We start from the raw sequence: 23,727 nt of genomic DNA on the forward strand, positions 1-23,727 counted from the left end.
CTCATTGATTTACAGCATTTAATATACTTAAAATCCATGAGAAAAACAAGTTAAATATTTGATAATCAGATATTTATATCAACATATTAACACCCATAAAATGAAAAAGTCGGAAGATTTATTCTTCCGACCATCACTGGACTTACGGGTCCCCTTTTTCGGTATAATCTATGTAGAGTAAGAACGACGTGTTCTTTAGTTGTTTTCAGTGGTAGTGGTAGTGGTAGTAGTGTTGTTGTGGCGGAAGCTGTTGCGGAATATCACAAACAATCCGAGCAGGATTAGGGTTGCGGGCCAGATCACATCGTCTATAAACAGTCCTGAGTTTTCGAGCAGAAAGGCAAAGCCAAGCAGGATGAGTATAAACCATGATTTGTTCTGGAAATTATGGCGTGAACCGGTGTAAACACCAAAGCCTATAAGGATAATTGGCCAGCTAAATAACCAATCAGGAATAAATGGCAGATCAAACTGGTTGATCAAAAATAAACAGCCGATTACCAATATAACTGCGCCTAATATTGTACGGCTATTGTGATGTCTGTCTGGGTGTTCTATGATCGTTTTCATCGTTTTAAGTTTTAAAAGTATACCCAAAGTTATATCAGTAATAAGGGCACATCAATTGAATGTTGGCGATGGGGTTGAAGAAGTCGGTAAGGGGTGGAGTTGGGTCGGTGAAATGGTTGGGGTCGGTGAGTGGTTGATTAGGTTGAATCGTTAAGTGGTTGATTGAGTTAGAGCGGTTGCATTTTCCATCACGTCATTGCGAGGAACGAAGCAATCTCTGAACTGTACAGGTCAGGGAGCAGGCATTTGTTAAGAACAATCCGATTAGTAAATCTGTTTGTGAGTAATCAGCGAACGGCTGAGATGTTTATTTTTTTAGGTCCCAAATTATTCCCGATGCCGCAGTCGTACCTAGACCGTTTAATTCGACTATCCCTAAGTGTGATTGCATAGGTTTGTTTTTGTTCAAACTGTTGTTTGGCTTTTTTAATTGACTTTTAAGTTGATTTACGGCATATTTAAAATCTTCAAAAAATTGCTCTAGAACAAAAACTTTTTTAGAGTTTTCAACTATAAAGTGTTTATCAGGAGGTACATTGTTTTTACAATTGGAGGTTAAATAGATCTCTGGGCCAGTTCGGTATTGATGTATTAGAGGGCCTCGCAGTTGTTTGTAAAGCCATGATGAGTTATTCTTGTACCAATTATTTTTAAATAATTTCATTCCATTTTTAAATCGAGTGTCACTTTCTCCATAATCATCAAAACTTTTTGAATCATAGAAGCTACCTAAAAACTCAATGCCTAAAGCAATTATAATAAATGCTATAAAATCTTCTTTTTTATCAATAAGGCTTTGAACATCATTCACGAGATTATTAAGATGTTCTAAAGCAGAAAAATCTTTTACTATTTTCATAGTTCTTAGTTGAATTGTTATCACAAATATAGGGCATCAGAGCAAGTGTTCTCATAACTTATATGAACGACAAATTCTAACTTTTCAACTCAATCAACCACTTAACCAATCAACTAATTTCAAAAATCTCACCCAACCACTTGAAAATCAAAAAATAACTCCGTACTTTTGCAGTCCCTAAAAACTGCCCGTCGTGTTGGCGTGCTTAAAAGGGAAAAACAAATAAACAAAAAAAGGAAGAATGCCTACTATTCAACAATTAGTTAGAAAAGGTAGAGTAGCTCTGGTTGACAAGAGTAAGTCGCCAGCGTTGGACAGCTGTCCACAGCGAAGAGGCGTGTGCACCCGTGTGTACACCACTACCCCTAAGAAACCAAACTCAGCAATGCGTAAAGTAGCCCGTGTGCGCTTAACCAATGGAAAAGAAGTAAACGCTTACATCCCTGGTGAAGGCCACAACTTACAGGAGCACTCAATCGTGTTGATCCGCGGCGGCCGTGTTAAAGACTTACCAGGTGTACGTTACCACATCATCCGTGGTGCATTGGATACCTCAGGTGTTGCAGGTCGTAACCAACGTCGTAGTAAATATGGTACTAAACGCCCTAAACCAGGTCAGGCAGCTGCACCAGCGGGCAAAGGCGGTAAAAAGAAATAATTAAAGGAGGATAGTAAACAATGAGAAAGTCAAAACCAAAAAAGAGAATTATCCTTCCTGATCCAAAGTTCAATGATACTTTGGTAACAAGGTTCGTAAACAATATGATGTATGATGGTAAAAAATCTACCGCATACGCCATTTTCTATAACGCTGTTGAGATAGTTGAGAAAAAAACTAACGAAAACGGTTTAGATATCTGGAAAAAAGCCTTGAACAACGTAATGCCTGCTGTAGAAGTAAAAAGCCGCCGTGTAGGTGGTGCCAACTTCCAGGTGCCTACTGAAGTTCGTCCTGAGCGTAAAGTTGCTTTGGGTATGAAATGGCTGATCAGCTATGCACGTCGTCGTGGTGAAAAAACCATGCACGAGAAACTGGCCGGCGAGATCATCTCGGCTTCAAAAGGTGAAGGTGCTGCTGTGAAGAAGAAAGAAGATACGCACAAAATGGCTGAAGCTAACAAGGCGTTCTCACACTTCAGGTTCTAATATAATTAGTGAATGAGTGAATGAGTGAATTAGTGATTTGGTAATGTTATGCTAATCAGTAATTCGTTATTTCGCTCCTTCATTTAAATGGTTAGTATTTAGTGGACAATTTTAAAATTCACTAATTCACTAATTCACTAATTCAATAATTGATTATGTCAAGAGATCTTAAATATACAAGAAACATAGGTATTGCCGCTCACATCGATGCTGGTAAGACCACTACTACCGAGCGTATCCTTTACTACTCTGGTGTGAGCCATAAGATTGGTGAGGTGCACGAGGGTGCGGCTACAATGGACTGGATGGCGCAGGAGCAGGAGCGTGGTATCACTATCACTTCAGCTGCTACTACCGTTAACTGGAAATACCGTGGCCACAACTACCACATGAACATCATCGATACTCCGGGACACGTGGACTTTACCGTAGAGGTAAACCGTTCATTACGTGTACTTGACGGGTTGGTGTTCTTATTCTCAGCTGTTGACGGTGTTGAGCCTCAGTCAGAAACTAACTGGCGTTTGGCTAACAACTACAACGTACCACGTATCGGTTTCGTTAACAAAATGGACCGTTCAGGTGCTGACTTCTTAAACGTTGTTAAGCAGGTTAAAGAAATGCTGGGTAGCACAGCTATTCCGCTTCAATTACCAATCGGTGCCGAAGATAACTTCAAAGGTGTGGTTGACCTGATCAACTTCCGTGGTATTGTTTGGAACGAGCACGATAAAGGTATGACCTTTACTGAAGTGCCTATCCCTGATGATATGGTGGAAGAAGCTACTGAGTGGAGAGAAAAATTGCTGGAAGCGGTAGCGGAATTCGACGATCACCTGATGGAGAAATTCTTCGAAGATCCAACTACCATCACCGAGCGCGAAGTATTGGACGCTTTACGCCAGGCTACATTAGCCGGTAAGATCGTTCCGATGACTTGCGGTTCATCTTTCAAAAATAAAGGTGTACAAACCATGCTGGATTACGTGATGGAGCTTATGCCTTCACCATTGGATTCAAAAGGTGTGGTTGGTCATAACCCTGATACTGGTGCAGAAGTATTGGTAAAACCAGACGTTAAAGAACCGTTTGCAGCATTAGCATTTAAAATTGCTACCGACCCGTTTGTGGGCCGTTTGTGCTTCATCCGTGTTTACTCTGGTAACCTTGAAGCTGGTTCATACATTTACAACATGCGTTCTGAATCAAAAGAGCGTATCTCTCGTATCTTCCAGATGCATGCTAACAAGCAAAACCCTATCCCTAATGTAGGTGCAGGTGATATTGCTGCGGTAGTAGGCTTTAAGGATATCAAAACTGGCGATACCCTTTGCGACGAGAAACATCAGCTGGTTCTGGAATCAATGGTGTTCCCTGATCCGGTTATCGGTTTAGCTATTGAGCCAAAAACTCAGGCTGACGTTGATAAATTAGGTATTGCGCTAGGTAAATTGGCCGAAGAGGATCCAACCTTCCGTGTACAAACTGACCAGGACACTGGCCAAACAGTTATCAGCGGTATGGGCGAGTTGCATCTTGATATCTTGATGGACCGTCTAAAACGCGAGTTTAAAGTTGAAGTTAACCAGGGTGCGCCACAGGTAGCTTACAAAGAAGCTATCACCGGTACTATACAGCACCGCGAAACATACAAGAAACAAACCGGTGGTCGTGGTAAATTTGCCGACATCCAGATCGTTGTTTCTCCGGCTGACGATAACAAAGAAGGTTTACAGTTTGTGAACGAGATCGTGGGTGGTGCTATCCCTCGCGAGTTCATCCCATCTGTAGAAAAAGGCTTTAAAGCAGCTATGGACAATGGTGTATTAGCGGGCTATCCGTTAACCAGCTTAAAAGTACGTTTGATCGATGGTTCGTTCCACGCAGTCGATTCGGATGCATTATCTTTTGAAATTGCAGCCCGTTCAGCTTACCGCGAAGCATTACCGAAATGTAAACCAGTATTGCTGGAGCCTATCATGAAGATCGAGATTTTGACTCCTGAAGAAAACATGGGTGATGTGATCGGTGACATGAACCGTCGTCGTGGCCAGCTGCAAGGTATGGACACCCGTGCAGGTTCACAGGTGATCAAAGCAATGGTACCACTGTCAGAAATGTTTGGTTATGTAACCCAGTTACGTACCATCACTTCAGGCCGTGCAACTTCAACCATGGAGTTCGACCACTATGCTGAAGCACCACGCAACGTTCAGGACGAAGTAGTTGCTAAGTCGAAGGGTAGAAAACAAGTTGCTATAGATTAAGTTGAAAAAGTTGTAATGGTTGTATTGGTTGAAGTGGTTTAAAGACCTCTACAACTAATACAACCTCTACAACCAATACAACTAATACAACAAATAAATAATCAACCACTCCCTAATAAATAGCTCTTAGGGTTGGTTTTAAAAACGAAAAAATGAGCCAAAGAATCAGAATCAAATTAAAATCGTACGATTACAACCTGGTTGATAAATCAGCTGAGAAGATCGTAAAGACAGTAAAACCTACGGGTGCTGTAGTAAGCGGACCGCTTCCGCTGCCAACTGAAAAGAAAATTTTCACTGTACTGCGTTCACCACACGTAAACAAAAAAGCGCGCGAGCAATTTCAACTATGCTCTTACAAGAGATTATTGGATATCTACAGCTCAAACTCAAAAACTGTTGACGCTTTAATGAAGCTTGAATTGCCAAGCGGTGTTGAAGTGGAGATCAAGGTGTGATAGTACCGGAAGATCAGATATTGGAATCAAGATTCAAGAACCAAGAGTCAAGATTTTGAAAAGAAAAAGCCATTCGGAAACGGATGGCTTTTTTGTTCTATCTTAGTATTCAATATGAAATTAGTTGCTTGTAGCCTTTTTATATTGCTACTATTTACCTTGCCTTTTAAATTATTTGCACAATCAGGTAAAAAGAATTGTAAATCTGATTGGCAGTTTTTCAAATTGAAAAAATCCATCACGGGAACGGTAATCTTACATGAAAAAGCTGGCCCTTGTGGACTAATCAGTTTTTCCTCTTGTACTATTTTGAAAACATCAGCTGGAGATACGATTAGAGTGCTTGAGCTTTGTGATGAAAAAAAGGTTTTTGCTCCAGGAGATCATGTTAAAATAAATACCGTTAAGTACAAGGACTATGGTATTGTAACTACAAACAAGTACGAATGTATTATCAAAAAGACAACGGTAGGGGTAGTTACCAAAGTCGAATAATTTCTAGGAGGGCGTTCGCTCTTTTGTTACACTAAATAAAGAACGAAAAAGTAAATTCACCACGTCATTGCGATGAGCGTAGCGAAGAAGCAATCCCCGATAGGCAGAGCGGCTATGCAAGTTCTACACCTTTCCCTTCGCCCTGTATAGTTTGGGATTGCTTCACTATCGTTCGTAATGACGGGTGAGAATTAGGTGTTCGCCTTAGCTGTTTCAAAATAAAGAATGGAACAGACATCCACAACGTCCTCCCAATGGCGCATTTTACATCTCCCAATATGCCAAAATGACTTTTTTTGATTTTTCCTGCAACGGTTTAAAAATCGAGACGTCTCTTACTAAGTGAATTTTAAACTTAGGGAAGATGCTTAAAAATTACTTCAAAATCGCCTGGCGTAACCTGCTTAAGAGCAAGATATACTCATCCATCAATGTACTGGGTTTGGCATGTGGTATGGCGGTGGCCATGCTCATTGGCTTTTGGATGTATGATGAATTAACCTACAATCATTACCACGCTAATCATAAAAACATAGCGCAGGTAATGATCACCCAGACTTTTAATAATGAGACAGGTACCGGGCAGGCTTTGTCCATACCTCTTGGGGTAGAGCTGCGCAGTAAATATGGTTCAGATTTTAAGTATGTAACACTTACCTCGTGGAACTTCGAGCTCATTATCGGAGCAGGCGAAAAAAAGTTGTCTAAATCAGGCATGTGGGTTCAACCTGAATTCCCGACAATGATGAGCCTTGAAAAATTGAGTGGTGATATGAAAGGGCTGACTGACCAATCATCCATTCTGATCGATCATTCACTGGCTGTAGCGCTTTTTGGCGGCGATGATGTGGTTGGTAAAACGGTCAGGATGAATAATAAGTATAATTTCAAAGTGGCCGGTGTTTATAAAGACATCCCTAAAAACTCATCATTTAATGATACGCATTTCCTGTTATCATGGGACAAATACATGACTACCGAAGATTGGTTTAAACATGCTGTAAATGAGTGGGATAACCACAGCTTCCAGGTCTTCGTGCAGATGAACGATAATGTAGATATGGCCAAAACATCAGCCAAGATCGAACTCATCACACAAAAATATGTGAAGAAGGAAGAAGGAAACGAGCACCTGTTATTGCACCCGATGGATAAATGGCGCCTGTATAGCGATTTTGAGAATGGTAAGATCAAAGGCGGACGTATTCAGTACGTTTGGCTTTTCGGGATCATCGGCGTGTTTGTGTTGTTACTGGCCTGCATCAATTTTATGAATCTCAGCACAGCACGGTCTGAAAAACGTGCCAAAGAAGTTGGTATACGTAAAGCTATCGGTTCGGTAAGGAAGCAGCTTATCATCCAGTTTTTGAGTGAATCGGTATTGATGGCCTGCCTGGCGTTGGTATTTGCGGTACTGATCGTGTTGGTTACGTTGCCTTTCTTTAATATCATAGCCGATAAATCTATGTCTGTTCCATGGGCCAATGCTGTCTTCTGGTTAGTGATCATTCTTTTTACAGCCTTCACAGGTTTTGTTTCCGGCAGTTATCCCGCGTTTTATCTGTCAGGATTTAATACAGTAAAGGTTTTAAAAGGTACCTTCAGGGCAGGGCGTTTTGCAGCAATTCCGCGTAAGATATTGGTTGTATTGCAGTTTACTATTTCTGTTACACTGATCATCGGCACCATCATTGTCTTCAGGCAGATCCAGTATGCCAAAGACAGGCCGGTTGGATATTCGCGTGAGGGGTTGATATCAATCAGTATGAGTACGCCGGACCTATACGGCCATTATGATGCGATAAGAAACGATCTGATCAATACTGGTGTGGTAGAGAATATGGCTGAATCATCAAGCCCTACCACAGATGTGTTCAGCAATCAGATCGGATTTGACTGGGAAGGAAAACAAGCCGGTACCAATCCCCTTTTCGGCACCATTGCAGTAACGCGTGATTTTGGCAAGACCATAGGCTGGCACATACGCCAGGGACGTGATTTTTCACGGGAGTTTGCCAGCGACACCACTGCCATGATATTAAATCAGAACGCTGTGAAGTTGACCGGGTTTAAAGAACCAATAGGTAAGATCATCCGGTATAATAAAAAGGCTTATACCATTGTAGGTGTGATTGACAATATGGTCATGGAGTCGCCATACTTACCCGCTCAGCCTACTATTTTTATGGTAGACTATAACTGGGCGAACATCATAACGATAAAAATAAAACCTACGGCCCCAATACAGGACGCACTGGCTAAAATAGGAGGTGTTTTCAAGAAATATAATCCGGCCAGTCCATTCGATTACCACTTTACCGATGAGACTTATGCCAAAAAGTTCTCTGATGAGGAACGTATAGGCAAACTGGCATCGATATTTGCTATTCTGGCCATATTTATTTCGTCATTAGGCCTATTCGGACTGGCTTCGTTTGTAGCAGAACAGCGCACCAAAGAAATTGGCGTTCGCAAGGTGTTGGGTGCGTCGGTGTTAAACTTATGGGGAATGCTGTCAAAAGATTTTGTCGGACTGGTAATGCTATCCTGCGTTATTGCCACACCGATAGCCTGGTATTTCCTTAGCGGGTGGCTTAAGGGCTATCAATATCACACTACAATTTCCTGGTGGATATTTATAGTATCGTGTATTGGCGCTTTGCTGATCACGCTGTTGACTGTAAGTTTCCAGGCGATAAAAGCTGCGGTGGCGAACCCAGTGAAGAGCCTTCGCTCAGAATGAGCTTAAGCTAGGAAAAAATGGATATTTATCTGCTGGATTCGACGGTAAAGCTGTCGTATAACCGGGCTTTATTTATATTGTCGGCAGCATAAAATTCGCCGTTGAGGATGATCTTACCCTTATTTTTGCTTAGGGTGATCTTTAAGAACCCATGCGAATCGTCACAGTAGTTTTGCAGTTCGACGTTATCCAACAGGCAGCTATCGTCTGTGAAATCTTTATCGTCGGGATCCGCTATGGGGTGCAGATCAGCGTAACCCCCATTACCGGCAACTATGAAAGGTATCGTTTTGCCGTCAGGGTATTGTTTATTGAACCGTTGATAATTATGCACATGGCCGCTAAGAATAATATCAGGCAATACCCCGGATTCACGGACGGCGCCATCAATAATCGCCTGCATGTGTATGCTTGAACCATGGTTCACATCCGCTGAAAATGGTGCATGATGAACACAAACTATGATCATTTTTTTTGATGCAGCGGATGTTTTCAAAGCTTCAATGAACCATTTTCTTTGATCTTCCTGAATGTTCCCAAACTTGGGCACATTGCTGTATAATCCTATAAAATCTGCGAGCCCGGTTTCTAATACCCAATAAACGTTGGGTTGTATATTGGCTTTGCGTTTGGCGTCTTTTGATAATTTAAGTTCTCTTCTTTCAGCATTGCAAAATACCGTTGTGAAAGCATCAAGACTTCTGGGCGGATTAACTTCTACCGGATCAATATCAGCATCATGGTTACCTGCAATTGCAAATATAGGAGCGGGGTAGTCCCTGTACGGGTTGAAAAATTGATTGTAATATTCCGATGCCTGGCCAAAATTGTAGACTACATCCCCCAGGTGAAATAAAAATTGAGGTTTATCTTTTTCGTTATTACTCTCCTGGTATTGCCGGATCATCTCAACAACAACGCTTTGCTGGAAACGTGATGAACGAGTGCCGCCAGTATCGCCGGCAACATGAAAAACGATCTTTTCGTCCCGGATATCCGGGATTACTTTTTTTATATCAAGTCTGAAAGGATATTCGCCTGTGGCAGTTGGTACCGGTTTAAATTTCTCCTGGTCGTCGACGGCAGATATTTTAAAAACAGGACGGATACGCGGATTGCGCTTGTTTGCGGACATAGGATATTACAACCGACATCTTTAAATTATGATCAGTATAAGCAAATGTAAGATGCGGATGTAAATATAATATTAACTGGACAGTGAAGCTTATCCTCTGCCTAATAATTCATCCAGTTTATTACGCTCGGTTTGCAATTCGCGGGCCAGGCGTAATTCTTTTTCGTTGGCTTTGGCTTTATAGGCTTTAAATTCTTCTTCTATCTCTTCATAAAGCTCAGTGCGGTGACGTGCTTCGTGTTTGTGTTTGGCGGTGGTGCCAATGACGATGGCTAAAGCTAACCCTAATACAACTACCAGGCTGATCATTACCAGATTATAGGTCGATTTTGATAAGTTAATTCCAAGCAGGCTGATTGTTTCAGATGATGTGCTGCCCGACTGAGAAGCCGCAGACTCTTTTGAAGCGTCGGTTGCGGCAGTTTTTAGACTGTCGATCAGTTTGACATTAGCGCTCAGTTTGGCTTGTGAAGCTTTGGCATCGTTGCGCATTTTAGTGAGTGTATCGCTCACGTTCTTCCATAAAGCGGCAAGCAAAGGCTGCTGGAAACGCAGTGTCTTGCTCATCATGTATTGATACTGGTTGTTGAGGCTTTTGGCATTCAACTGATTTGGGTCAGCCGGCGTTTTCAGATCAGGCTGAGTGGTATCTGTGGTTGATGCCGCTTGTTGCTGAGCGGGCTTTGTTGCCGGTTGCTGCGTGGTTTTTGCTGCTTGCTGCTGTGCAGGGTTTGTAGCCGGATTGGTCTGCGAATTGACAGCAGGCGATATCCTGTGATGACGGTAAAGCGGCTTTGCCGTAGGTTGTACAGCAGGCTTGGTAACAGCCTCTTGTGTTACAGGTTCGGCCTTTTTTTCAGGCTCAACCTTTTTTGTAGTGTCCTGGGCTTTAACTGCACTGCACAAAAAAACACAAAGGAAGAAGAATAAAAAACCGGGTAACAGAAAGCGTTTGGTCATTGGTGGCATATTTTAAATTTCAAGTTAATTAATAACTAAATAACTTTTATGAAAAATGTTTTATTCCTTTTATACTGATTTCGTTGAACAAAAGATATACTAATTTAAAGAAAAATGCGGGAGGTAATATCAAGCAATAATTAAGCTTTGATTATAAATTATGCATTGCATACTTATATTAGCGACATGAATATAGGTATTATCGGTTTGGGCGACATGGGAAAGCTGTATGCAAAAGCCTTTGCGAAAGCGGGTTATGCGGTTAGCGGTTGCGATCTGCCGGAGAACAGGGAACGTTTGGAGAATGAGCTTAACCCATTAGGCATCGCAATAAAAGATAGCGGCAGCGATATAGCCCGTTCAAGCGATTTGGTGGTTTACTCTGTTGAAGCCGATCGCCTTGCCGATGTGGTTGCTGCTTATGGGCCGTCTACCAAATACGGCGCCATTGTTGCCGGGCAAACTTCTGTTAAGCATCCCGAGATTGCCATTTTTGAAAAATACCTGCCTGCCGATGCGCAGATCATCTCCTTCCATGCCATGCACGGACCGGGTTTTGAACCGAAAGGACAGAAGCTGATCCTGATAAAGCACCGCGCTGATGATGCAGCTTATCAGCGAATGCTGGATCTGTTTACAGCAGTTGAAACAGATATTGTTGAAATTCCCGACTATCACGAGCACGATAAGATAGTAGCCGATACACAAGCCGTAACCCATGTAGGTTTTGAGAGTATGGGCACAGCCTGGAAAGAAGCTGGTTTTTTTCCCTGGGAAAACGGCTCATATGTAGGAGGAATAGATAATGTGAAAATATTGACCACCCTGCGCATTTTCAGCTATAAGGCACACGTTTATGCAGGGTTGGCGATATTGAATCCTTATGCTCGTCAGCAAGTGAAGCGCTATGCCATATCGGAGTCGGAATTGTTTAAGCTGATGATCAAAGAAGAAGGGCAGCTATTCCGCGAAAGATTATACCGTGCCCGCGACTTTGTTTTTCACGAAAGCCGCAAACCGATTATGCTGAATGATAAGGTAATGAAAGAGTTCTCGCTTTCAGGACATCATGAACTACAGAAACCCAATTCGCACCTAAGTATATTAAGTATGGTAGACGCCTGGTATCACCTGGGTGTAAATCCTTATGATAATCTTATTTGTCAGACACCGCCTTTCAGGTTACGGTTAGGTATTGCTGAGTATTTATTTAAGAACGAAGAACTGTTAGAGGAATCAATCGAAACCGCACTGTTCGATAAAACCATTCGTGGCGACGATCTGGAGTTCCATTCAGCAGTAAGGGAATGGTCTGCCATCATTGGTTATGGAGATATGGAAGGTTACAAAAAGCACTTTAACGATGTGCAGGCTTTCTTTAAGGACAGACTTGAAGATGGTAAGAAGCAGAGTGCGGAGTTGATCAGGAGGTTGATGACGGAATAAAAAATAACTTAAAACCCTATACCTTACACAATGAAACAATACGGTACGAAGTTAAGGCTTATATTTTTGCCTTTCCTTTTCATTAGCATTGCAACCATCATCGTTTATACTTTTTTGCATTGGCTTTTATTCATCAAAACAGTTATAATGCCGGTAGATGAGGATATTCTGAATCTTATAGCACCGATGATATTTGCCGGTATACCTATTCTTATCTGGCTGCGACCGAAAATAAAGCTATTGAATCTTAAAAATAAGAATGGCAAAGGCGATCCGCTGACGGGGTATATTATGTTCGCTTGGATGGCAACGCTGCCACCACTCGTTATTTCACAAAGTTACTTGACATCGGCAACTGGAAAACTGACCAGCCTCAATAATATTAACCAGATAGACAAAGTCCCCGCAACTAAATATTATAAAGCCAAACATTTTTACATCGACAAAAGTCTGACCGGGTTTCAAACCAGGTTTAATGTAAGCGGCAAATACAACGAACATTTCGATATGTATATCTATGCCGCCGTGCCGATGTATGACACATTGCATATTACCAAAACACATAATTTCGGGATTTCATCACCAAAGTCACCCATAAATAGTAATAATACATTATTAGTGTTAAATGGTAAGATCATTGCCAAAGATGATCTGCATAAAGTCAATCCGCGCTCAATAAAAAATATCAGCGTATTAAAAGGTGCTGCCGGAATGGCTTTGTATGGTGATAAGGCAAAAAACGGTGTAATTCTTATTACGACCAATCCAGATTATAAAGGCCCGGATACCCTGGCATCAGTTCATGATGATGATGTAAATTTTACTCCGTCTGCATGGATAGGGGTGAAATTTGACAAGACCATTAGTAATAGATTGCCACGTGATGAAAAGGAAGAGGCTTATAAGACTTTCGCTAAAGAAAGCCAGGATGATTTTAACTCAAAGCGACTGGATGAATTTGTATACCTGGACAGAATAAATTACAGCACGGATCAGAAAAACTACTTAAAAGCAATTGCGAATGATCAGCATTACCACAATTTATCTTCTTCTGCGATAGTTTTAACATCTGTTAATGAACCGTTTGAAACTAGGACAGGACACGAACTGCCATGGATATTTGGATCATTGGCTATAGGTTCAGCTGTATTTATGCTGCTGCTTTTACTTAAGCCCTTACGGAAGAATTTTGAGAGTCCCGTTGCCGATACCAAAAAATCAGGCAGTACTTTAAAAGGAATTGGGATATTCTTTTGGCCCAGAAAAGGTTTCTATGTAACACCTGTGATCATCGATCTTAACATCATCATTTTTATAATAATGGTCTTTGCCGGTTTAGGTTTTATTTCATTTCAGGCGTCAGACCTTTTAAAATGGGGAGGAAATTTCAGACCGGCAATCAATAGCGGAGAATATTGGAGGTTATTCACAAATATGTTTTTACATGGCGGTGTAATGCATGTGCTAATGAATATGTACGGGCTGTTTTTTGTTGGTTTATTTTTAGAGCCGTTGATGGGACGTGGGAAATATCTGCTTACTTATCTGATCACGGGGATCGTAGCCAGCATAGCCAGCGTTTGGTGGCATCCGGCAACTGTAAGTATAGGAGCCTCTGGAGCAATATTTGGTTTGTATGGGGCTTTCTTTGCATTATTGACTACTAATGTTTTTCCTAAAGCTTTAAAAAAGACATTTCTAATAAACACATCTATTTTTATAGGATACAATTTACTGTTTGGTTTAACTGGAGGCATTGATAACGCCGCTCATATAGGCGGTTTATTATCCGGATTGATTCTGGGATATACAATGTATCCGTTTTTAAAAGATAAGGCACAGCAAGAAGAAGCTGATGCTGAAACGCATGAGTTATTAAGCGACCTTAACGATAAATCGGAAGAATAAAAAAGTCACTCTAAGTATAGTCAGAAGATTCTTAACTATGCTAGAGTGACAGCAATTTATTTCGCACTAAACAACGTCCACGGATAAGCTTTCATATCCCTTAAATATGGACTCATCCAATTATATTCTGGGTGCTTGACGAAATAAGGCTTAGCCAAAAAGTCATCACCTGAGGGATGACCCATATGCGCCCAAAACTGCATTTTCTTGGCTAAATCTGTAGTAGTTACTTTGCCTTGTACAGCCCCCATAGGCCAGTAAGGTTTTTCATTCCATGCAGGTTCACCTCGCGGATCGAGATCAATGTGACCGTCTATCACGCAGCGGTCTAATACGTTTTTGTTATCTATAGCGCTGTAGGTATCGCCCTCAATGGTTTTACCAGTGGCATCATCCAGTTTGCCTTTATAATCTACAGCTACCAGTTTTTCCATGCGGAGACGGCGTGCATTGGGTGAACTGGTTTTATCATTCACATTAAAGGTTGTCTCTTCTTTTATCAGTTTAGGATCGATGGGGAAGTTGGAGCCAATGATGGCGGTATCCTTTGACCGCCATAATTTATAATCTTTTAGCCCCAATTCCAGTTTGGCTACCTCATTGGTTTTTGTATCGCCGATTAGCCAGTCGTTAGCATAACCGCCGTTGTTATCCGTGGTCATGATCTTTACTACGTCGTCAATACTATTGGCATATTGACAAGCTTTTCTGGCACGGACAAATTCCGGAGTTTTTGTGCTATCGAATCCTTTGAATTGTGTTATGGTCGTTTCGGTAATTAAAATCCCGCTGCTGCTGATTACAAAATCGTCACCGCTATGAATAAATCCCGGCGCACAATCCATTAGTATGTGATTGCCTTTGGCAGGTTTAATATCAGCAATTACATTCCAGCGTTCGCCTTCAATATAGTCGGTCCAGTTATTATGCCCAATTACAATTTTGCCGTCTTTAGTGTACTTGCCATTAGCAATAAAGGCGCTGCAATTTCCCGGTGCACGGTTATCGCCGCTGCCCGGTTTGTTTTTATCCATTAATTGCGGCAGGTAATAGGATGACAGATCAATGTTGGCATTCAGTACTACCAAATCAAGCGAATCATATTTCATACCTTTTGCCCTCAAGCCTTGCGACATGCCGATCAGCTCCTGCTGGTATTCCGTATCGATCTTGCTCCACATAAAGCGCCCGGCTGCTTCGCGGTACCAGGACCAGTCTTTATTTGTGGTATGCGGCAGGTAAAATTGGAATACCTTTATTAAGGTATCGATCTCTTTCGAAACAAGGTAGCCATGCTGGTATCCAACATCATGCGGCGAACCCTCCAGGTGTACATAGATCCAGCCGTTCTTATCTTCACGGCTCGAACCTGCCAATGGATCGTGTGGTTTGGGTTTGCAGGAAAAAATTAATGATAACAGAAGTACAAGAGGGGTAAGTTTGAAGGCTGTTTTCATGATCAGTTAATTGATGGATGAATTTAAGAAATTCTTGCCATCAATTATAGAATAGAACAGACTTACGAAGTTTTTAAAACTTCGTAAGTCTCGAAAGGATCAATTGATAATATTCAATTAATTTACTTCAGTTAATATTATCTATTCAAATTAAAGTTCATGAACAGGGAAAAACTATATGTAGACCATGTTGTGCTGACCGTAGCCAGTTTGCCGGAAACAGAAGAGTTCTACACCAGGTTGTTTGGCAATCCGGATTTTGAAACGGAAGATTCTATCATGTTTTACATTGGCTCGACGCGGCTGTTTCTTGTTCAGCAGAAACCCGGAGAGACTGCCGCAACTACTTTTAATCCCAACGTTGTAGGACTTGAGCACCTGGCTTTTGGGGTAAAAACATTAGATGAGCTGGTAGAAATTGAAAAAAACCTGGCCGATAAGCAGGTAGAAAATAGCGGGATCCATATGGATAAGCACAGCAATAAAGAAAAGATATGGCTAAATGATCCGAGCGGAATCCGGATCGAGTTTTTCCTGCGTCCGGTGTGATCAATCGTAAAGCCATAGCAGTAAATGTTGTGTAATAATTGTGAACTTTCGTGTAATAATTTGTGTAATTTTGTGTAATGACAACGCTCACTATAGAGATACCGCAAAAGTCCGAGAAAACACTATCTGATTCGATTGAACAATTGGGTGGAAAGGTATTGTCTAAAAATGCTGATAAGAAATCCGGTAAAGCGGACAAGAAAAAGCAAATATTGGATGACCTCGAAGAATCAATAAAATGGGTAAAGTTACATGAGGAAGGCAAAGTGAAGGGAAAACCAATTCAAGACCTTCTAAATGAGCTTTAACATACTGCCAACACCAGTCTTTAATCGCGAATTAAAAAAGCTCGCCAAAAAATATTCTTCTATAAAAACTGAGTTCTCTGTACTACTTGTTTTCTTAAATGAGAATCCTTTCCTGGGTCAGCCGTTGAACCGACGTATATGTATGTGTGATTTCACATCTGATACATAAAAGCTGACCTCATATATTGCTCAAATAAAAAGCGTACTCGCCCCACTCCAACCACTCTCTCCATCAACCATTTCACCCTCGCCAAATATTTTTTAAAAAATAATTGCGCAAGTATTTGAGAGTTAATCTAAAATATCTATCTTTGCCGTCCCTTTCGAGGGGAACAATATGCCTTGAACGAAGCCCTACTGCTTCGATGGGCACAAACAAAATAAGAAAATGTCAGGAATAATTGGTAAAAAAGTAGGGATGACCAGCATTTTTGATGAATCAGGGAAGAACATTCCTTGTACAGTAATCGAAGCTGGCCCTTGTGTGGTAACACAAGTGAAGTCTGTAGATACAGACGGCTACGCCGCTGTTCAGCTGGCGTATGGTGAGAAGAAAGAAAAGAACACCTCTGCCCCTCTAAAAGGTCATTTCCAAAAAGCCGGTACTTCGCCAAAGCGCAGACTGGTAGAATTCAAAACTTTCGAAGATCAAAAAACTCTGGGTGACACTGTTACCGTGGATATTTTTGCTGCGGGAGATTTTGTGGATGTGGTTGGTACCTCAAAAGGTAAGGGTTTCCAGGGTGTGGTAAAACGTCACGGTTTCGGCGGTGTGGGTATGCAAACTCACGGTCAGCACAACCGTCTGCGTGCGCCAGGTTCTTTGGGTGCATCATCATGGCCTTCACGCGTATTTAAAGGTATGCGCATGGCCGGTCAAACTGGTAATGTTCGCGTTAAAATTCAAAACTTAGAAGTTTTGAAAGTTTATCCTGAGCAAAACCTGTTGGTTGTTAAAGGTTCCATCCCCGGAGCTAAGGGTTCATTTGTAATAGTGGATAAATAAGATGGAAGTTAAAGTATTAAACGTATCAGGTAAAGAAACAGGTGCCAAGGTGCAACTTCCTGAGTCCGTATTCGGAATCGAACCTAACGATCACGCTATCTATCTTGATGTGAAGCAATATTTGGCTAATCAGCGTCAGGGTACTCACAAAGCAAAACAGCGTAATGAAATTGCAGGTTCAACCCGCAAATTATATAAGCAAAAAGGTACAGGCGGTGCACGTGCCGGCGGTATCAAATCACCATTGTTTAATGGTGGTGGCCGTGTATTCGGTCCGCAGCCGCGCGATTACAGCTTCAAATTGAACAAGAAACTGAAATCACTGGCCCGTAAATCAGCTTTATCATACAAAGCAAAAGATAACAGCATCGTAGTATTAGAAGATTTTAACTTCGATACAGTTAAAACTAAAAACTATGTAAAGCTGGTAGCAGACCTTAATGTAAGTGATGTAAAAACACTTTTAGTACTGCCTGCTGCAAATAACAATGTGTATTTATCAAGCCGTAACCTGAAGAAAAGCAAAGTGATCACTGCCGATCAGCTTAACACTTATGATGTGTTGAATGCCGGTACACTTTTATTAACTACAGGTGCCGTTAAAACTTTGGAGGAAGCATTAGCTAAGTAATTATGGAAATTTTAAAGAAACCCTTACTTACTGAAAAAGTAGCTCAATTAACTGAGAAGCTTAACCGCTATACCTTTAAGGTAGATCACAGAGCAAACAAGCTTCAGATAAAACAGGCAATTGAGAAAATGTATGGTGTAAATATCACTGCGGTGAACACCATGAAATACGTTGGAAAACTGAAAAGTCGCAACACTAAAGCAGGTGTGGTTTCTGGCCGCGCTGCTACTTACAAGAAAGCGATCATTACGTTGAAAGACGGCGAAACAATAGACTTTTACAGCAATATTTAATAGAGATGGCAGTTAAAAGATTCAAACCGGTTACCCCCGGTACCCGTTTCAGGATAGATACTGATAACTCGGACATTACAACAAACGTTCCTGAAAAGTCGTTGGTTGTAGCTTCGAACAAGAGATCGGGCGGCCGTAACAATAGCGGTAAAATGACTATGCGCTACTTAGGCGGTGGTCACAAAAAAGCATACAGGTTGATCGACTTTAAACGTAATAAGTTCGATATCCCTGCAACTGTAGCTACTATCGAGTATGATCCTAACCGTTCAGCCCGTATAGCACTGTTACACTTTGCTGATGGCGAGAAAAGATATATGATCGCTCCAGAGGGATTAAAAGTTGGACAAATTGTAGTAGCAGGCGAAACTGCAGCTCCAGAAGTAGGAAATACTTTACCACTAAAGAACATTCCTCTTGGTTCAATTATTCACAATATTGAATTGAATCCTGGTCAGGGTGGTACCATCGCACGTAGTGCAGGTACTTACGCTCAGCTTTCAGCACGCGACGGTAAATATGCTATCATCAAATTGCCTTCAGGCGAAACCCGTATGATCCTGGCAACTTGCCTGGCAACTATCGGAACAGTTTCAAATGGCGAAAGAGCAAATGCTGTATTAGGTAAAGCCGGCCGTAAACGCTGGTTGGGCCGTCGTCCAAGAGTTCGTGGTGTAGCAATGAACCCGGTAGATCACCCTATGGGTGGTGGTGAAGGCAGGGCCTCAGGTGGTCACCCACGCTCACGTAAAGGTTTATTAGCTAAAGGCTTTAAAACCCGCGACAAGAAGAAATCATCGGATCGTTATATCATTGAAAGAAGGAAAAAATAATGGCTCGTTCAATTAAAAAAGGACCTTATATAGATCATAACCTTGAGAAAAAGGTTGTGACACTGAATGATTCTAACAAGAAATCAGTAGTAAAAACGTGGTCACGTCGTTCCATGATCTCTCCTGATTTCGTTGGTCATACATTCGCGGTACACAACGGTAACAAGTTTATCCCTGTGTATGTAACAGAAAACATGGTTGGTCACAAGCTGGGAGAGTTTGCACCAACCCGTACATTCCGCGGTCACGCAGAAAAGAAAAAATAACAGGCAATGGAAGCAACAACAAAAATTAAAAAGTCTGTATTAATCAGACAGCAAAAAGAGGCTGCAAAGGCTCAGCAAGGAGGAGCTTCTGTTGCTAAGTTACAGGACTGCCCAACTTCACCCCGCAAAATGCGCCTGGTGGTTGACCTGATCCGCGGAGAAAATGTAGAAAAAGCATTGTATATCCTGAAATATACAAATAAAGAAGCTGCTATCCGTGTAGAGAAATTATTGCTGTCAGCTATCAAAAACTGGGAAGCAAAAAACGAAGGCAAACGTGTTGAAGATAGCGCTTTATATGTAAAAGAGGTATCAGTAGGTGGTGGCCGCCAGTTGAAAAGACTGCGTCCGGCTCCGCAGGGCCGTGGATATCGTATCCGTAAACGCTCAAACCATGTAACTCTTATTGTGGACAGTAAAAACGATAACAATTAATTTAAGATGGGACAGAAAGCACATCCAATAGGTAACAGATTAGGAATCATCAGAGGTTGGGATTCTAATTGGTTCGGTGGCAATAACTACTCCGATAAATTAGTTGAAGACGAAAAGATCCGCAAGTATATTTCAGTACGTATCGCTAAAGGCGGTATATCTAAAGTAGTTATCGAGCGTACTTTGAAACGCATTACTGTAACTATCCACACTGCCCGTCCGGGTATTGTGATCGGTAAAGGTGGCCAGGAAGTTGACAAGATCAAAGAAGAGTTGAAGAAACTGACCAAAAAAGATGTTCAGATCAACATTTTCGAGATCAAACGCCCTGAACTGGATGCACAATTAGTGGCTGAAGGCATAGCAAAACAACTTGAGGCTCGTATCTCTTTCCGTCGTGCTATGAAAACTACTATTGCTTCAACCATGAGAATGGGTGCTGAAGGAATAAAAGTAATGACATCAGGCCGTTTAGGCGGTGCTGAAATGGCACGTACCGAGCAGTATAAAGAAGGAAGAATTCCTCTGCATACTTTCCGTGCAGATATTGACTATGCTTTAGGCGAAGCGCTTACTACTTATGGTAAGATCGGCGTTAAAGTATGGATCTGCAAAGGTGAAGTTTACGGCAAACGTGACTTATCACCAAACATCGGCAGCACCAGCAGCGCAAGCGGCAAAGGTGGCCGTCCGGAAGGTTCAGCATCATTTGGCGGTCGTGGCAACGAAAGAGGCGGCGAACGTGGTGGTGAGCGCAGAGGTGGTGACAGAAGAGGTGGTGGTAACGACCGTGGCGGCAACAACCGTTCAGGTGGTGGCCCGGGCCAAAACCGTGGCGGAGGTGGTAACCGTCCAGGTGGTCAGAACAGAGGCGGTGGTAATCGTCCGGGTGGACCAGGAAGAAGATAAAATAGATTTGAGATGTGAGATTTGAGATATGAGAATCACATTTTTTACATCACACAGCGAATTTGAAATATAAGTATTGATTTGATAGAGATTGAAAATTAGAGTTAAGAGATGAAAGTCTCAAATCTCAAATCTCAGATCTCATATCTCAAAGAGTAAAAAAATGCTACAGCCAAAAAGAACGAAGTTCAGAAAAATGCAAAAAGGCAGAATGAAAGGGATGGCCACTCGTGGTGCTGAGCTTGCATTCGGTTCTTTCGGTATAAAATCACTCGAGCCGGCATGGATCACCAGCCGTCAGATCGAGGCTGCACGTATCGCTGTAACACGTTTTATGAAACGTGAAGGCCAGGTGTGGATCAGGATATTCCCTGACAAACCTGTAACCAAGAAACCAGCTGAGGTACGTATGGGTAAAGGTAAAGGTGCTCCTGAATACTGGGTAGCGGTAGTTCGCCCCGGAAGGATCATCTTCGAAGCCGAAGGTGTGCCACTGGAAGTTGCTAAGGAAGCATTGCGCCTTGCAGCTCAGAAGTTACCGGTTCAGACCCGGTTTGTAACACGTAGAGACTACGTAGAATAATAAACGAGTGAGTTGGAAAAGTTAGAATGGTTGTAAAAGTTATAAGAGAACATTTCAACCTTTACAACCTCTACAACCATTACAACTAATAAAACAAGAAAATGAAGAACTCAGAAATTTTAGAGCTAACGACTGAAGAGTTGACAGCAAGGATCAGCGAGGAGAAGGGTAACCTGACCAAGTTGAAATTTGCACACGCAGTTTCGGCCATTGAGAATCCAAGCCGTATCAACAAAGTACGCAAGGATATTGCTCGTTTAAATACTGAATTAACAAAACGCAAAGCAGCGTCAGCTTCTGAAAGTAAATAATAAGCGTCGAAATGGAAAGGAATTTAAGAAAAACACGTACCGGTTTGGTAGTAAGCAATAAGATGGATAAATCTATTGTGGTTGCTGTAGAACGGAAGGTAAAACACCCGATCTATGGTAAGTTCGTAAAGAAAACTACCAAATTTATGGCTCATGACGAAGCTAATACCTGTGGTATTGGCGATACCGTATTGATTATGGAAACTCGCCCGCTGAGCAAAAACAAAAACTGGAGATTAGTTCAAATTGTAGAAAGGGCTAAATAACGATGGTACAACAGGAATCAAGATTAAACGTAGCCGATAACAGCGGTGCTAAAGAAGTTTTAGTGATCCGTGTGTTAGGTGGTACCGGCAAAAGATATGCTTCTATCGGCGATAAGATAGTTGTTACAGTAAAAAGTGCTCTGCCATCAGGCAACATTAAAAAAGGTACTGTATCAAAGGCCGTAGTGGTAAGAACCAAGAAAGAAATACGTAGAAAAGACGGTTCATATATCCGTTTCGACGACAACGCAGCCGTTTTGTTAAATAACCAGGACGAGCCAAGAGGTACTCGTATCTTTGGCCCTGTTGCAAGAGAGTTGCGCGAGAAACAATTTATGAAAATTGTATCATTAGCACCGGAGGTATTGTAACATGGAAAAGAAACAAAATGCAAAACTAAAGATCCGCAAAGGCGACCTGGTACAGGTTATTGCAGGCGACTCAAAAGGATCAAAAGGTAAAGTATTAGAAGTAATAGTAGATAAAAATCGTGCTATTGTTGAAGGTGCCAATATGGTATCAAAACATACTAAACCAAACGCTACCAACCCTAACGGTGGTATCGTGAAACAAGAAGCTGCTATACACATTTCAAACCTGGCAGTGGTTGACCCTAAATCAGGTAAGCCAACCCGCGTAGGCAGAACTAAAAATGCTGCAGGTAAATTGGTAAGAGTAGCAAAAAAATCAGGGGAGGAAATTAAGTAATGGCAACTACAACATACGTTCCAAGACTAAAGTCAAAATATAAAGACGAGATTCGCAGTACGCTGAAAGAAAAATTTCAGTACAAAAGCGTAATGCAGGTTCCGAAGCTTGAAAAAATTGCGATCAACCAGGGTGTTGGCGGTGCTACTACGGACAAGAAATTGATCGAGAATACCATCAACGAGCTGAGCACTATTACTGGTCAGCAAGCGGTTTCATCAAAATCTAAAAAGGATATCTCTAACTTCAAATTGCGTAAAAACATGCCGGTAGGCGTACGTGTAACTTTACGCGATAACAATATGTATGAGTTCCTTGATCGTTTGATCGCTGTTGCTTTGCCACGTATCCGTGACTTCAAAGGCATCAACGATAAAGGTTTCGACGGACGCGGAAACTATACATTGGGTATTACAGAGCAGATCATCTTCCCTGAGATCAACATCGACAAGATCAACAAGATCCAGGGTATGGATATTACCTTTGTAACCTCGGCTACCAATGACGTTGAAGCATTGGAACTGCTGAAAGAATTTGGTTTACCATTTAAAAATCAGAATAAATAATGGCTAAAGAAGGTGTAAAAGCACGCGAAGTAAAACGTGCGAAATTAGTAGCTAAATACGCTGAAAAAAGAGCAGCCCTTAAAGCCGCTGGCGACTATGCAGCATTAGACAAATTGCCTAAAGCAGCGTCTCCGGTAAAACTGCACAACCGTTGCAAACTGACCGGCCGTCCGCGTGGGTATATGCGCCAGTTTGGCATCTCACGTGTAACATTCCGTGAAATGGCACTGGAAGGCAAGATACCGGGGGTTAAGAAAGCTTCTTGGTAAGCAGGTGAGTAGTGAATTGTGAGTAGTGAATAAAATGCTACTGACCATTCACCATTGACCATTCACAAAAATGAATTAACCGATAGAAGGTCGTCTCTGATGTTAGGAGAAGGAAACCACTATCATAGAACAATAAAATGAATACAGATCCAATCGCAGATTATCTTACAAGAGTAAGGAATGCTATTAAAGCCAACCATAGGGTTGTGGAAATTCCTGCATCAAATCTGAAGAAGGAAATCACGAAAGTGCTTTTCGACAAAGGTTACATTGCCAATTTTAAGTTTGAAGACAATGGTCCTCAAGGTACTATTAAAGTAGCTTTGAAATACCACCCGATAACTAAAATC

30 protein-coding genes are annotated in these 23,727 nt (G+C 41.7%); 25 read left to right on the plus strand and 5 right to left on the minus strand.

Annotated features, from left to right (window positions below):
* Positions 1-195: 195 nt before the first annotated feature.
* Both VIM89_RS09760 and VIM89_RS09765 read right to left on the minus strand, forming a co-directional pair.
* On the minus strand, positions 196-570 hold the full coding sequence (locus VIM89_RS09760; RefSeq protein WP_488155970.1) for a LiaF transmembrane domain-containing protein: 375 nt from the start codon (positions 568-570) through the stop codon (positions 196-198).
* Positions 571-877: 307 nt separating this feature from the next.
* Positions 878-1,429 (minus strand): hypothetical protein, encoded by a 552-nt coding sequence (locus VIM89_RS09765; RefSeq protein ID WP_488155971.1) that lies wholly within the window; start codon positions 1,427-1,429, stop codon positions 878-880.
* A 241-nt stretch (positions 1,430-1,670) separates the two neighbouring features.
* Here VIM89_RS09765 and rpsL point away from each other — a divergent pair, with 241 nt between their 5' ends.
* The 6 genes from rpsL to VIM89_RS09795 all read left to right on the plus strand — a co-directional run bounded on the left by rpsL (position 1,671) and on the right by VIM89_RS09795 (position 8,538).
* Complete coding sequence (rpsL, locus tag VIM89_RS09770) at positions 1,671-2,087, plus strand: 30S ribosomal protein S12 (protein WP_302860325.1); 417 nt, start codon at positions 1,671-1,673, stop codon at positions 2,085-2,087.
* A 20-nt stretch (positions 2,088-2,107) separates the two neighbouring features.
* On the plus strand, positions 2,108-2,575 hold the full coding sequence (rpsG, locus tag VIM89_RS09775) for a 30S ribosomal protein S7 (RefSeq protein ID WP_488155972.1): 468 nt from the start codon (positions 2,108-2,110) through the stop codon (positions 2,573-2,575).
* A gap of 155 nt (positions 2,576-2,730) precedes the next feature.
* The gene (gene fusA / locus VIM89_RS09780; RefSeq protein ID WP_488155973.1) at positions 2,731-4,842 is read left to right on the plus strand and encodes an elongation factor G; all 2,112 of its coding nucleotides are present in this window, start codon (positions 2,731-2,733) and stop codon (positions 4,840-4,842) included.
* A gap of 152 nt (positions 4,843-4,994) precedes the next feature.
* Positions 4,995-5,300 (plus strand): 30S ribosomal protein S10, encoded by a 306-nt coding sequence (gene rpsJ, locus VIM89_RS09785; protein WP_022830652.1) that lies wholly within the window; start codon positions 4,995-4,997, stop codon positions 5,298-5,300.
* A 114-nt stretch (positions 5,301-5,414) separates the two neighbouring features.
* Positions 5,415-5,795: a hypothetical protein gene (locus tag VIM89_RS09790; RefSeq protein WP_488155974.1), complete on the plus strand. Its 381-nt coding sequence runs from the start codon at positions 5,415-5,417 to the stop codon at positions 5,793-5,795.
* A gap of 364 nt (positions 5,796-6,159) precedes the next feature.
* Positions 6,160-8,538 carry an ABC transporter permease gene (locus VIM89_RS09795; RefSeq protein ID WP_488155975.1) on the plus strand — a complete coding sequence of 793 codons (2,379 nt, stop codon included), beginning with the start codon at positions 6,160-6,162 and terminating at the stop codon, positions 8,536-8,538.
* Positions 8,539-8,563: 25 nt separating this feature from the next.
* Here the strand turns inward: VIM89_RS09795 and VIM89_RS09800 are convergent, their stop codons facing one another.
* The gene (locus VIM89_RS09800; protein ID WP_488155976.1) at positions 8,564-9,673 is read right to left on the minus strand and encodes a metallophosphoesterase family protein; all 1,110 of its coding nucleotides are present in this window, start codon (positions 9,671-9,673) and stop codon (positions 8,564-8,566) included.
* Between the two features lie 90 nt (positions 9,674-9,763).
* Positions 9,764-10,633 (minus strand): hypothetical protein, encoded by an 870-nt coding sequence (locus VIM89_RS09805; RefSeq protein WP_488155977.1) that lies wholly within the window; start codon positions 10,631-10,633, stop codon positions 9,764-9,766.
* Between the two features lie 186 nt (positions 10,634-10,819).
* On the opposite strand from VIM89_RS09805, the gene VIM89_RS09810 reads away from it, so the two are divergent.
* Positions 10,820-12,079 (plus strand): NAD(P)-binding domain-containing protein, encoded by a 1,260-nt coding sequence (locus tag VIM89_RS09810; protein WP_488155978.1) that lies wholly within the window; start codon positions 10,820-10,822, stop codon positions 12,077-12,079.
* 30 nt (positions 12,080-12,109) lie between these two features.
* Positions 12,110-13,987 (plus strand): rhomboid family intramembrane serine protease, encoded by a 1,878-nt coding sequence (locus VIM89_RS09815; protein WP_488155979.1) that lies wholly within the window; start codon positions 12,110-12,112, stop codon positions 13,985-13,987.
* Between the two features lie 56 nt (positions 13,988-14,043).
* On the opposite strand, the gene VIM89_RS09820 is transcribed toward VIM89_RS09815, so the two are convergent.
* Entirely contained in the window at positions 14,044-15,444 is a 1,401-nt protein-coding gene (locus VIM89_RS09820) for a C45 family autoproteolytic acyltransferase/hydrolase (RefSeq protein ID WP_488155980.1), read from the minus strand.
* 159 nt (positions 15,445-15,603) lie between these two features.
* Between VIM89_RS09820 and VIM89_RS09825 the strand changes: the two genes are divergently transcribed.
* The 17 genes from VIM89_RS09825 to rpsH all read left to right on the plus strand — a co-directional run.
* Positions 15,604-15,993, plus strand: a complete 390-nt coding sequence (locus VIM89_RS09825) for a VOC family protein (RefSeq protein ID WP_488155981.1) — start codon at positions 15,604-15,606, stop codon at positions 15,991-15,993.
* Between the two features lie 77 nt (positions 15,994-16,070).
* Positions 16,071-16,301, plus strand: coding sequence for a hypothetical protein (locus tag VIM89_RS09830; protein WP_488155982.1), 231 nt, complete (start codon positions 16,071-16,073; stop codon positions 16,299-16,301).
* Between the two features lie 388 nt (positions 16,302-16,689).
* Positions 16,690-17,307 carry a 50S ribosomal protein L3 gene (rplC, locus tag VIM89_RS09835; RefSeq protein WP_488155983.1) on the plus strand — a complete coding sequence of 206 codons (618 nt, stop codon included), beginning with the start codon at positions 16,690-16,692 and terminating at the stop codon, positions 17,305-17,307.
* Position 17,308: 1 nt separating this feature from the next.
* On the plus strand, positions 17,309-17,938 hold the full coding sequence (gene rplD / locus VIM89_RS09840; protein ID WP_488155984.1) for a 50S ribosomal protein L4: 630 nt from the start codon (positions 17,309-17,311) through the stop codon (positions 17,936-17,938).
* A gap of 2 nt (positions 17,939-17,940) precedes the next feature.
* The gene (gene rplW, locus VIM89_RS09845) at positions 17,941-18,231 is read left to right on the plus strand and encodes a 50S ribosomal protein L23 (RefSeq protein WP_302901816.1); all 291 of its coding nucleotides are present in this window, start codon (positions 17,941-17,943) and stop codon (positions 18,229-18,231) included.
* Positions 18,232-18,236: 5 nt separating this feature from the next.
* Positions 18,237-19,064, plus strand: a complete 828-nt coding sequence (rplB, locus tag VIM89_RS09850) for a 50S ribosomal protein L2 (RefSeq protein ID WP_488155985.1) — start codon at positions 18,237-18,239, stop codon at positions 19,062-19,064.
* Positions 19,064-19,330, plus strand: a complete 267-nt coding sequence (rpsS, locus tag VIM89_RS09855) for a 30S ribosomal protein S19 (protein WP_147034189.1) — start codon at positions 19,064-19,066, stop codon at positions 19,328-19,330. The genes rplB and rpsS overlap by 1 nt, the downstream gene beginning before the upstream one ends.
* Before the next feature lie 6 nt (positions 19,331-19,336).
* The gene (gene rplV / locus VIM89_RS09860) at positions 19,337-19,765 is read left to right on the plus strand and encodes a 50S ribosomal protein L22 (RefSeq protein ID WP_302901813.1); all 429 of its coding nucleotides are present in this window, start codon (positions 19,337-19,339) and stop codon (positions 19,763-19,765) included.
* Between the two features lie 6 nt (positions 19,766-19,771).
* Positions 19,772-20,674 carry a 30S ribosomal protein S3 gene (rpsC, locus tag VIM89_RS09865; RefSeq protein WP_488155986.1) on the plus strand — a complete coding sequence of 301 codons (903 nt, stop codon included), beginning with the start codon at positions 19,772-19,774 and terminating at the stop codon, positions 20,672-20,674.
* 163 nt (positions 20,675-20,837) lie between these two features.
* Positions 20,838-21,257 (plus strand): 50S ribosomal protein L16, encoded by a 420-nt coding sequence (gene rplP, locus VIM89_RS09870; protein ID WP_488155987.1) that lies wholly within the window; start codon positions 20,838-20,840, stop codon positions 21,255-21,257.
* A gap of 101 nt (positions 21,258-21,358) precedes the next feature.
* The gene (rpmC, locus tag VIM89_RS09875; protein WP_488155988.1) at positions 21,359-21,568 is read left to right on the plus strand and encodes a 50S ribosomal protein L29; all 210 of its coding nucleotides are present in this window, start codon (positions 21,359-21,361) and stop codon (positions 21,566-21,568) included.
* Between the two features lie 11 nt (positions 21,569-21,579).
* On the plus strand, positions 21,580-21,834 hold the full coding sequence (gene rpsQ, locus VIM89_RS09880; RefSeq protein ID WP_302901810.1) for a 30S ribosomal protein S17: 255 nt from the start codon (positions 21,580-21,582) through the stop codon (positions 21,832-21,834).
* Positions 21,835-21,836: 2 nt separating this feature from the next.
* Positions 21,837-22,205: a 50S ribosomal protein L14 gene (gene rplN / locus VIM89_RS09885; protein ID WP_066006038.1), complete on the plus strand. Its 369-nt coding sequence runs from the start codon at positions 21,837-21,839 to the stop codon at positions 22,203-22,205.
* Position 22,206: 1 nt separating this feature from the next.
* Complete coding sequence (gene rplX, locus VIM89_RS09890; protein ID WP_488155989.1) at positions 22,207-22,542, plus strand: 50S ribosomal protein L24; 336 nt, start codon at positions 22,207-22,209, stop codon at positions 22,540-22,542.
* On the plus strand, positions 22,542-23,108 hold the full coding sequence (rplE, locus tag VIM89_RS09895; RefSeq protein WP_488155990.1) for a 50S ribosomal protein L5: 567 nt from the start codon (positions 22,542-22,544) through the stop codon (positions 23,106-23,108). Before rplX ends, rplE begins: the two co-directional genes overlap by 1 nt.
* Complete coding sequence (gene rpsN, locus VIM89_RS09900) at positions 23,108-23,377, plus strand: 30S ribosomal protein S14 (protein ID WP_302901807.1); 270 nt, start codon at positions 23,108-23,110, stop codon at positions 23,375-23,377. Before rplE ends, rpsN begins: the two co-directional genes overlap by 1 nt.
* Before the next feature lie 137 nt (positions 23,378-23,514).
* The coding region (gene rpsH, locus VIM89_RS09905; protein ID WP_488155991.1) for a 30S ribosomal protein S8 at positions 23,515-23,727 on the plus strand (213 nt) is incomplete at its 3' end.

This window comes from Mucilaginibacter sp. (assembly GCF_036568825.1).
Lineage (GTDB): Bacteria > Bacteroidota > Bacteroidia > Sphingobacteriales > Sphingobacteriaceae > Mucilaginibacter.

Bases quoted from the DNA above. Each gene is read 5' to 3' on its own strand.
- rplW (WP_302901816.1), top strand. From the start codon at position 17,941: ATGGAAATTTTAAAGAAACCCTTACTTACTGAAAAAGTAGCTCAATTA.
- rplC (WP_488155983.1), top strand. From the start codon at position 16,690: ATGTCAGGAATAATTGGTAAAAAAGTAGGGATGACCAGCATTTTTGAT.
- rplD (WP_488155984.1), top strand. From the start codon at position 17,309: ATGGAAGTTAAAGTATTAAACGTATCAGGTAAAGAAACAGGTGCCAAG.
- VIM89_RS09765 (WP_488155971.1), bottom strand. From the start codon at position 1,429: ATGAAAATAGTAAAAGATTTTTCTGCTTTAGAACATCTTAATAATCTC.
- VIM89_RS09810 (WP_488155978.1), top strand. From the start codon at position 10,820: ATGAATATAGGTATTATCGGTTTGGGCGACATGGGAAAGCTGTATGCA.
- VIM89_RS09815 (WP_488155979.1), top strand. From the start codon at position 12,110: ATGAAACAATACGGTACGAAGTTAAGGCTTATATTTTTGCCTTTCCTT.
- rpsL (WP_302860325.1), top strand. From the start codon at position 1,671: ATGCCTACTATTCAACAATTAGTTAGAAAAGGTAGAGTAGCTCTGGTT.
- VIM89_RS09795 (WP_488155975.1), top strand. From the start codon at position 6,160: ATGCTTAAAAATTACTTCAAAATCGCCTGGCGTAACCTGCTTAAGAGC.
- VIM89_RS09825 (WP_488155981.1), top strand. From the start codon at position 15,604: ATGAACAGGGAAAAACTATATGTAGACCATGTTGTGCTGACCGTAGCC.
- rpsC (WP_488155986.1), top strand. From the start codon at position 19,772: ATGGGACAGAAAGCACATCCAATAGGTAACAGATTAGGAATCATCAGA.
- rplX (WP_488155989.1), top strand. From the start codon at position 22,207: ATGGAAAAGAAACAAAATGCAAAACTAAAGATCCGCAAAGGCGACCTG.
- VIM89_RS09760 (WP_488155970.1), bottom strand. From the start codon at position 570: ATGAAAACGATCATAGAACACCCAGACAGACATCACAATAGCCGTACA.
- rplP (WP_488155987.1), top strand. From the start codon at position 20,838: ATGCTACAGCCAAAAAGAACGAAGTTCAGAAAAATGCAAAAAGGCAGA.
- rplN (WP_066006038.1), top strand. From the start codon at position 21,837: ATGGTACAACAGGAATCAAGATTAAACGTAGCCGATAACAGCGGTGCT.
- rplB (WP_488155985.1), top strand. From the start codon at position 18,237: ATGGCAGTTAAAAGATTCAAACCGGTTACCCCCGGTACCCGTTTCAGG.
- rplV (WP_302901813.1), top strand. From the start codon at position 19,337: ATGGAAGCAACAACAAAAATTAAAAAGTCTGTATTAATCAGACAGCAA.
- rpsG (WP_488155972.1), top strand. From the start codon at position 2,108: ATGAGAAAGTCAAAACCAAAAAAGAGAATTATCCTTCCTGATCCAAAG.
- rpsN (WP_302901807.1), top strand. From the start codon at position 23,108: ATGGCTAAAGAAGGTGTAAAAGCACGCGAAGTAAAACGTGCGAAATTA.
- rplE (WP_488155990.1), top strand. From the start codon at position 22,542: ATGGCAACTACAACATACGTTCCAAGACTAAAGTCAAAATATAAAGAC.
- rpmC (WP_488155988.1), top strand. From the start codon at position 21,359: ATGAAGAACTCAGAAATTTTAGAGCTAACGACTGAAGAGTTGACAGCA.
- rpsS (WP_147034189.1), top strand. From the start codon at position 19,064: ATGGCTCGTTCAATTAAAAAAGGACCTTATATAGATCATAACCTTGAG.
- rpsJ (WP_022830652.1), top strand. From the start codon at position 4,995: ATGAGCCAAAGAATCAGAATCAAATTAAAATCGTACGATTACAACCTG.
- VIM89_RS09830 (WP_488155982.1), top strand. From the start codon at position 16,071: ATGACAACGCTCACTATAGAGATACCGCAAAAGTCCGAGAAAACACTA.
- VIM89_RS09790 (WP_488155974.1), top strand. From the start codon at position 5,415: ATGAAATTAGTTGCTTGTAGCCTTTTTATATTGCTACTATTTACCTTG.
- rpsQ (WP_302901810.1), top strand. From the start codon at position 21,580: ATGGAAAGGAATTTAAGAAAAACACGTACCGGTTTGGTAGTAAGCAAT.
- VIM89_RS09800 (WP_488155976.1), bottom strand. From the start codon at position 9,673: ATGTCCGCAAACAAGCGCAATCCGCGTATCCGTCCTGTTTTTAAAATA.
- fusA (WP_488155973.1), top strand. From the start codon at position 2,731: ATGTCAAGAGATCTTAAATATACAAGAAACATAGGTATTGCCGCTCAC.
- VIM89_RS09820 (WP_488155980.1), bottom strand. From the start codon at position 15,444: ATGAAAACAGCCTTCAAACTTACCCCTCTTGTACTTCTGTTATCATTA.
- VIM89_RS09805 (WP_488155977.1), bottom strand. From the start codon at position 10,633: ATGACCAAACGCTTTCTGTTACCCGGTTTTTTATTCTTCTTCCTTTGT.